At 63.8% G+C, this 7,098-nt stretch carries 7 protein-coding genes; 3 read left to right on the forward strand and 4 right to left on the reverse strand.

Annotation, left to right across the window (positions count from 1 at the left end; genetic code table 11):
• Nucleotides 1-159: 159 nt before the first annotated feature.
• Nucleotides 160-1,191: an aspartate carbamoyltransferase gene (pyrB, locus tag BTW08_RS02540; RefSeq protein WP_075560945.1), complete on the forward strand. Its 1,032-nt coding sequence runs from the start codon at nt 160-162 to the stop codon at nt 1,189-1,191.
• Nucleotide 1,192: 1 nt separating this feature from the next.
• On the opposite strand, the gene BTW08_RS02545 is transcribed toward pyrB, so the two are convergent.
• Nucleotides 1,193-2,029 carry a helix-turn-helix transcriptional regulator gene (locus tag BTW08_RS02545; RefSeq protein WP_083627640.1) on the reverse strand — a complete coding sequence of 279 codons (837 nt, stop codon included), beginning with the start codon at nt 2,027-2,029 and terminating at the stop codon, nt 1,193-1,195.
• Nucleotides 2,030-2,222: 193 nt separating this feature from the next.
• Between BTW08_RS02545 and BTW08_RS02550 the strand changes: the two genes are divergently transcribed.
• Nucleotides 2,223-3,035, forward strand: coding sequence for a carbon-nitrogen hydrolase family protein (locus tag BTW08_RS02550; protein WP_075560946.1), 813 nt, complete (start codon nt 2,223-2,225; stop codon nt 3,033-3,035).
• 120 nt (nt 3,036-3,155) lie between these two features.
• Nucleotides 3,156-4,475, forward strand: a complete 1,320-nt coding sequence (locus BTW08_RS02555) for an APC family permease (protein ID WP_075560947.1) — start codon at nt 3,156-3,158, stop codon at nt 4,473-4,475.
• Between the two features lie 93 nt (nt 4,476-4,568).
• Here the strand turns inward: BTW08_RS02555 and ruvX are convergent, their stop codons facing one another.
• From ruvX to gshB, 3 genes are all read right to left on the reverse strand, one after another.
• Nucleotides 4,569-5,006: a Holliday junction resolvase RuvX gene (gene ruvX / locus BTW08_RS02560; RefSeq protein ID WP_075560948.1), complete on the reverse strand. Its 438-nt coding sequence runs from the start codon at nt 5,004-5,006 to the stop codon at nt 4,569-4,571.
• Nucleotides 5,006-5,563: a YqgE/AlgH family protein gene (locus BTW08_RS02565; protein WP_075560949.1), complete on the reverse strand. Its 558-nt coding sequence runs from the start codon at nt 5,561-5,563 to the stop codon at nt 5,006-5,008. The genes ruvX and BTW08_RS02565 overlap by 1 nt, the downstream gene beginning before the upstream one ends.
• Nucleotides 5,564-5,780: 217 nt before the next feature.
• Entirely contained in the window at nt 5,781-6,755 is a 975-nt protein-coding gene (gene gshB / locus BTW08_RS02570; RefSeq protein ID WP_075560950.1) for a glutathione synthase, read from the reverse strand.
• Between the last annotated feature and the right edge of the window lie 343 nt (nt 6,756-7,098).

The raw sequence follows: 7,098 nt of genomic DNA on the forward strand, positions 1-7,098 counted from the left end.
AGAGCCTGCACGTCGTCGGATACCCAAACCCTCGAGCGGGAGACGTGAAGCCAGCGGCGTGCGGCGCTACACTAGCGCCCGGCGCCGATAGCGAAGCCCAACCGATCGCTACGCTCGGCCAACCCAGATTTCGCCCCCTGCCGCCAACGAGGTCTTCCGATGCCTTCGCACCTGCTCTCCGTCGATTCGCTCTCCCGCGATGCCGTCGATCACCTGCTCCGCATCGCCGAGCGCATGGAGCCGATCGCCCAGCGCCGCAAGGTGACCCGCGTGCTGGAAGGCGCCGTGCTCGGCAATCTGTTCTTCGAGGCCAGCACCCGAACCCGCATCAGCTTCAACGCGGCCTTCTGCCGGCTCGGCGGCAGCGTCTGCGATACCACCGGTTTCACCTTCTCGTCGATGGCCAAGGGCGAATCGCTCTACGACACCAGCCGGGTGATGGGCGGCTACGTCGACGCCATCGTCATGCGCCACCCCGAGCAAGGGTCGGTGGCGGAGTTCGCCGAGGCGACCCAGGTGCCGGTGATCAACGGCGGAGACGGCCCCGGCGAGCATCCGAGTCAGGCGCTGCTGGACGTCTACACCATCACCAAGGAGTTCGCGCGACTGAGCAAGCCGTTGGCGGGCGCTCATCTGCTGCTGACCGGGGATCTCAAGTACGGCCGCACGGTGCACTCGCTGATCAAGCTGCTGTCGCTGTACGACCCGCTGCGAATCACCCTGGTGTCGCCGCCGGGGCTGGAGATGCCGCAGCACCTGATCGATCTGGTGGCGTCTCGCGGCCACCGCATCGAGACGCGACCCAATCTGGCGGAGAACTTCGACGATGTGGACGTGATCTATGCCACCCGCATCCAGCGCGAGCGGTTTACGGCAGAGATGTCGGAAAGCTTCGCCGAGCTGACCTCGGACTTCGTCGTCGATCGCGGTTTTCTCGACCGACGCTGCTCGCCGACCACCATCGTGATGCACCCGCTGCCGCGCGACAGCCGCCCCGGCGCCAACGACCTCAGCACCGATCTCAACGGCGACCCGCGCCTGGCGATCTTCCGTCAGACCGACAACGGCATCCCCATGCGCATGGCGATCTTCGCCCATCTGCTGCAGGTAGAGGATCTGATCGAGAAGGATCTTCGCGACGTGGGTTGGTTCGTGCCGCCCAGCTTCGGGGTGGATGACCGCACGCTCTGAATCAGCCTCGCGCCTGCCAGAACAGTGAAAACAGCTCCGACTGGGAATTGACTCCCAGCTTGGCGTAGAGATGCTTCTTGTGGGCGCGCACCGTCTCGATCGAGATCGCCAGTCGGCGGGCGATCTCCTTGGTCGAGCTGCCTCCCAGCATCAGTTGACTCACTTCGCGCTCGCGTTCGGTCAGCGCATAGCGGGAATCGAATTCAAGTGCTCTGTCCGGCAGCGGATGCCAGGGATGGAGCCCAGCCTCTCCGTCGTCTTGCGGCTCGAAATGCATGCGCAAGCGCATCAGCGCCAGCAACCACGGCTGCATCAACGTGAGGCTGCCCAATGCCTGACGGGAAAAGGAACGGGTCGAGCCCAGCGACAGGCACAGGGTTCGGCCCGCATCCAGCTTCTGATTGAAGTGAACCTCGTCGGCGACGATGTTGCGTCGAAAATAGCGCTGATAGTACTCGGTGCGGGTGAAGTGCTGCGGCGCCACTTCCGCCAGTGTGAACAGGCCGGAGCGCTCACGCTCGCAGGCATCGATGTAGAACGGATCGAGCAGATACAGGCCGCGCTGATAGTCCTGAAACAGCGCGTCGTCGGCACCGTCGTCCTCGTCGCTCTCGGCGAGAATGCGGGGCGGCTGATGGCGATCGAACACCAGTGCCACCCAGGTGTCGAAATGCACTTCCGTCGCCAGACGCCGAACGAGCGCCAGCCAGAAGCCGGCACGATCGACGCTTTCCGCCAGCTGGCCGAAGGCACGATGCCATTCCAGGCTCTCCAGCGGCGTCGTCTCGACCGGGCGCGTCTCGACGGTGTTCGTCTCCGGCCGGGGGCGATGGGTCATCGTTTCTCCCTCTCTCTGTCAGAACGCTTCAGAACACCTCGAGACACTTCACTCAATCGTATTGGCGACACGCCCTGAAGTCAGGCCACGTCCCCCGAACGGGTTACCCCGCTTGCGGGATAGGCACCGGCGCGGGATTGGGGATACTGGAGATGGCCGACTCCCGTTCCAATCACAACTCCCGGAGTGTTCCATGCAGCTTGTCCTGGCACAACTCGCCAGCCGCGAAGGCGACATCGCCCACAACCTCGGCCGAGCACTGGAGGTCGTGCATGCCGCCGAGGCCGGCACTGCGCTGATCGTCTTCCCCGAAACCCATCTGAGCGGCTTTGCCGAATCCGGCCATGTGCTCGATCGCGCCCTGGCGGTGGACGGGCCGGAGCTCGAGGCACTGATCGAGGCCAGCCGCGAGCGCGACCTGGCGATCGCCATCGGCCTGCTGGAACGGGATGGCGAGACGGTATTCAACACCACCGTGCTGATCACACCCGAAGACGGCATCGCACTGCGCTATCGCAAGACCCATCTGTGGCCGGACGAGCGCGAGCTGGTTCGACCCGGCGATGCGCTTCACTGCCTCGAATGGCGCGGCCGGTGTATCGGCCTGCTGATCTGCTACGACCTGGAATTCCCCGAACCGGCGCGCGCGCTGGCCGCTATGGGGGCCGATCTGCTGGTGGTGACCAACGGCAACATGGATCCCTATGGCCCCGTACACGCCCGCGCCGCCCAGACCAGAGCCCAGGAAAACCAGTGCTTTCTAGCCATGAGCAATCGGGTCGGCGAGGGCGCCGGGCTGACCTTCGCCGGCGAAAGTGCGCTGATCGGCCCCGATGGCGAACCGCTGTTTCGGGCCGGTCGCGAAGAGGTTGTCCAGCCGCTGCATCTGGATCCGGCGCGCCTGTCCAGCGCCAGGCGGGACTACGACTACAACGGAGATCGGCGTCTGAGTCTTCAGGGACACCTCGAAACCCGGGGCTCTCGACGCAGCTGGCATTTCGGCTGAACACGGTTTCGCCACACGTCTCTCGGCTTCACCCATCAACCCGTCGCAGTAGCCGCGATTCATAAGAATCCCGGTCCGTAAAAACCACGGCTCACACAATAACCACAACAGGAAACGACAATGTCGGAAATGAAGAAGACCCTCACCCTCTCCCAGGTCGTGCTGTTCGGCCTGGCCTACATGACCCCGATCATCGTGCTGGGCACGTTCGGCGTGCTGGCGGTGGTCACCCAGGGCGCAGTGGCGGGCGCCTATCTCGCCGCGCTGATCGCCATGCTGTTCACCGCCCATAGTTATGGCCGCATGGCCGCCGCCTATCCCGTAGCCGGTTCGGCCTATGCCTACGTTCGTCATGCCATCGATGATCGGCTGGGCTTTCTGGCCGGCTGGGCGATTCTGCTCGATTACCTGTTCCTGCCAATGGTGATCTGGCTGATCGGAGCGGCCTATCTGAATTCTGCCTTCCCGGCAGTCCCGACGGCGCTGTGGCTGCTGGCTTTCATCGGCGTGACCACGGTGATCAACGTGCTCGGTCTGAAGCTGGCCAGCCTGATCAACAGCGCCATGATGCTGATCCAGATGCTGGTGCTGGTGGCTTTCGTCGGTCTCAGCGTGCACTACATTCTCGGCGACCCGAACCAGCCCCTGTTCAGCCTGGCGCCGTTTCTGGGCGCTGACCATGGCTCGTTACCGGTACTGATGGCCGGTGCCGCCGTGGCCTGCTACTCGTTTCTCGGTTTCGATGCAGTGACCACGCTGACCGAGGAGACTCGCGACCCGCAGCGTACGCTGCCTCGGGCGATCCTGCTGATCACGCTGCTGGGCGGGCTGATCTTCGTCGTCGCTTCCTACTGTGTGCAGCTCGCGGCACCAGGCTTCGACTTCGCCAACCCGGACGCCGCCGCCTACACCATCGCGCGCAATATCGGCGGCGATCTTTTCGTGTCGATCTTCCTGATCGGGTTGGTCGTAGGCCAGTTCGCCTCCGGCATCGCCGCCCAGGCCAGCGGCGCCCGACTGATCTACGCCATGGGCCGCGACGACGTGTTGCCGCGCCGCTGGCTGGGTCGCCTGGGTCGTCATGGAACACCGCTGGGCGGGCTGATCCTGAGTGCGGTGGTGGCACTTCTGGCGCTGACGATAGATGTTCTGTCAGCGGCCTCGTTCATCAACTTCGGCGCGTTCCTGGCCTTTGCCCTGGTCAATCTGGCGGTGATCTTTCATTACTACCTGAAGGGCAATCGTCGTGGCCCGGGCGATACCCTGCGCTTTCTGGTATGCCCGGCGATCGGCCTCGCCGCGATCGTGTGGCTGCTGTTCAGCCTCGATTACCGGGCAGTCACGCTCGGCTCGCTATGGCTATTGGCGGGATTGGGCTGGCTGCTGTGGCTGACCCGAGGCTTTAGCCGCCCGACACCGGAGCTGCATATCGACGCCTGAAATCTCGTCTACAAAACCCTTTGTCTGGAAAAGACCGTCGTCTGAAAAAGGGAATCTTGCGGAAGGAAACGGGGTCACGCCCCGTTTGTCCGGCTACTGGTTGAACCAGTTTTCGAGAATCAGCTGGGCAGCAATACCGTCGACGCCGCGGTCACGGTAGTTGCCCTTGTGGCCCTGCTCCCGGGCGATCAGCTTGGCGGCGCGGGTGGTGCCGCGCTCGTCGAACATCTCCACCGGCTTGCCGAAGCGACCGTGCAGGCGATTACCGAACTTGCGTGCCCGCACGCTCATGTCGGACTCGCTGCCGTCGTCGTGGATCGGCAGCCCGACCACCAGCAGATCCGGCTGCCATTCCTTCAACAGCTTCTCGACCTTGACCCAGTCGGGGATTCCGTCGCGGGCCGTCAGCGGTTCCAGGCCGCTGGCCGAGCGCAGCATCTCGTTGCCGACCGAGACGCCGATGCGCCGGGTGCCGTAGTCGAAAGCCATCACCAGGCGCTGGCCGGTTTTATCGCTTGCTGCCGACGACATCAGGCGTGACCGGCGTCGCGGGTCATCAGGTTGAGATCAACACCGAGAATCCCGGCGGCCGCGCTCAGGCGCTGCTCCGGCGGGCGGTCGAACAGGATCCCGGCGTCGCCTTCGGCAATCAGCCAAGTGTTCTGCTTGAGCTCGGCCTCGAGCTGCCCGGACTTCCAGCCCGCGCAACCCAGCGTCACCAAGTACTGTTCGGGGCCGCGTCGCTGGGCGATCGCCTGCAGGATGTCCACTGAAGTGGTCAGTGCCAGTCCGTCTGCGACCTGAATGCTGGAGTCCCACTCTTCGGCGTTGCCGCGGTGCAGGATGAATCCGCGGTCGCGATAGGTCGGTCCGCCGTTGTAGACCAGCACGTCGTTGTGCGGGCCGGATTCGGACTCGATATCGAGCTGCTCGAACAGCCCGTCCAGGGTCAGGTCGGAGGGGCGATTGACGACGACACCCAGGGTGCCGTCGTCGTCGTGATCGCAGAGATACGTCAGCGTTCCCGCAAAGTTGGGATCTTCCATATGCGGCATCGCCATCAGGAAGTAGTGCTTGAGGCTCTGCATCGGGGGCGTTGGCCTGATCGTTGGCATAAGACTCCATCGGACATCGCGCGGCGGCCCGGCGATCGCGCCGCCGCCGCCAGTCGTAAACGAAATAGGTCCATTGTATCACTTCTGCCAAATGACCTTTGATCCGCGCAATCGGCCCAGCGCTGTGACTCAAGCCCTATTACTTCAGCCCTGTGACTCGAGCCCTGTGACTTCAGTCCTGATTTCAGCCCTATGACTTCAACCGTTTGGCGATCGCCGCCATCAACTGGGCGGCGATGTCCGTGCCGCGCTGGTCGTCGATCTCGCGCACGCAGGTGGGGCTGGTGACGTTGATCTCGGTGATGTAGTCGCCGATCACGTCGAGGCCGACGAACAAAAGCCCTTTCTCGCGGATCATCGGCTGCACCTGCTCGACCAGCCAGTAGTCGCGGTCGGTCAGCTCGCGGGAGACGCCGCGGCCGCCAGCGGCCAGGTTGCCGCGGGTCTCGCCGGCGCTGGGGATGCGTGCCAGGCCGTAGGGTACCGGCTCGCCGTCGACCAGCAGGATGCGGGTGTCGCCATCCTTGATCTCGGGCAGGTAGCGCTGGGCCATGATCTGGCGCTGGCCACGCTCGGTGAGCTGTTCGATCACCGCGCCGAGATTGCGACCTTCCGGGCCGATATGAAAGATGCCGGTGCCGCCCATGCCGTCCAGCGGCTTGAAGATGGTGTCGCCATGCTCGGCCTGGAAGGCGCGCAGCACCGCGTCGCGACACGACACCACCGTGGGTGGTATGCAGTGGGCGAACTGCTGCGCGAACAGCTTCTCGTTGCACTCGAACAGCGCCCGGGTCGGGTTGACCACCAGCGTGCCCTCGCGCTCGGCGAAGGCCAGCAGATGCACGGCATTGAGAAAGTGGCTGTCCACCGGCGGATCCTTGCGCATCAGGATCACATCGAGCTCGCCCAACGGCATCGCCTCACGCTCGCCCAGGTCATACCAGTGCTGCGGATCGCGATGGACCTTGAGCGAACGCGCACTGCCCATCGCCCGCCCCTCGTAGAGGTAAAGGTCTTCCTGCTCGAGATAGTAGAGCGACCAGCCCATCGCCTCTGCCGCCCACAGCAGCGTCAGGGAGGTGTCCTTCTTGTAGGTGATGTCGGCGATGGGATCCATCACCACGCCGAGCTTCACCGTGCCGGTCTTCAACGTGCCCTGGCTCATTGATCGGGTTTCCCAGAAAGAGGATTGAATGAGCCGCAGTATGACGTAGCTCCCGCCTGATCTGTAGGGGTCCGGTGAAACCGGAGCGCGGCGCAAGATCCTCGAAGCCTGCCGCGACTAATGGCTAGGCGAAAAACGAGGTCGAGCCGACCAACGTATAATGTATACATTGAGTCAATAGGCGCAATCTCCCTGTTGAAGAGCATCGACTGACTGCCTGGAGAAAGCCCCGGCGCCTGCGTTATTCGACGCGGCGGCCGTCTTCCAGCGCTCGATCATGGCGGGAAAGCGCTTTCGGGTTCACAGCCGATCTCTTCTTCAAGGCACGGGTTTCAGAGCATCG

It is taken from the genome of Salinicola sp. MH3R3-1, assembly GCF_001937155.1.
GTDB classification, from domain to species: Bacteria; Pseudomonadota; Gammaproteobacteria; order Pseudomonadales; family Halomonadaceae; genus Salinicola; species Salinicola halophyticus.

Coding starts and splice junctions, on each gene's coding strand:
- pyrB (WP_075560945.1), top strand. CDS start 160: ATGCCTTCGCACCTGCTCTCCGTCGATTCGCTCTCCCGCGATGCCGTC.
- BTW08_RS02545 (WP_083627640.1), bottom strand. CDS start 2,029: ATGACCCATCGCCCCCGGCCGGAGACGAACACCGTCGAGACGCGCCCG.
- BTW08_RS02550 (WP_075560946.1), top strand. CDS start 2,223: ATGCAGCTTGTCCTGGCACAACTCGCCAGCCGCGAAGGCGACATCGCC.
- BTW08_RS02555 (WP_075560947.1), top strand. CDS start 3,156: ATGTCGGAAATGAAGAAGACCCTCACCCTCTCCCAGGTCGTGCTGTTC.
- ruvX (WP_075560948.1), bottom strand. CDS start 5,006: ATGTCGTCGGCAGCAAGCGATAAAACCGGCCAGCGCCTGGTGATGGCT.
- BTW08_RS02565 (WP_075560949.1), bottom strand. CDS start 5,563: ATGCAGAGCCTCAAGCACTACTTCCTGATGGCGATGCCGCATATGGAA.
- gshB (WP_075560950.1), bottom strand. CDS start 6,755: ATGAGCCAGGGCACGTTGAAGACCGGCACGGTGAAGCTCGGCGTGGTG.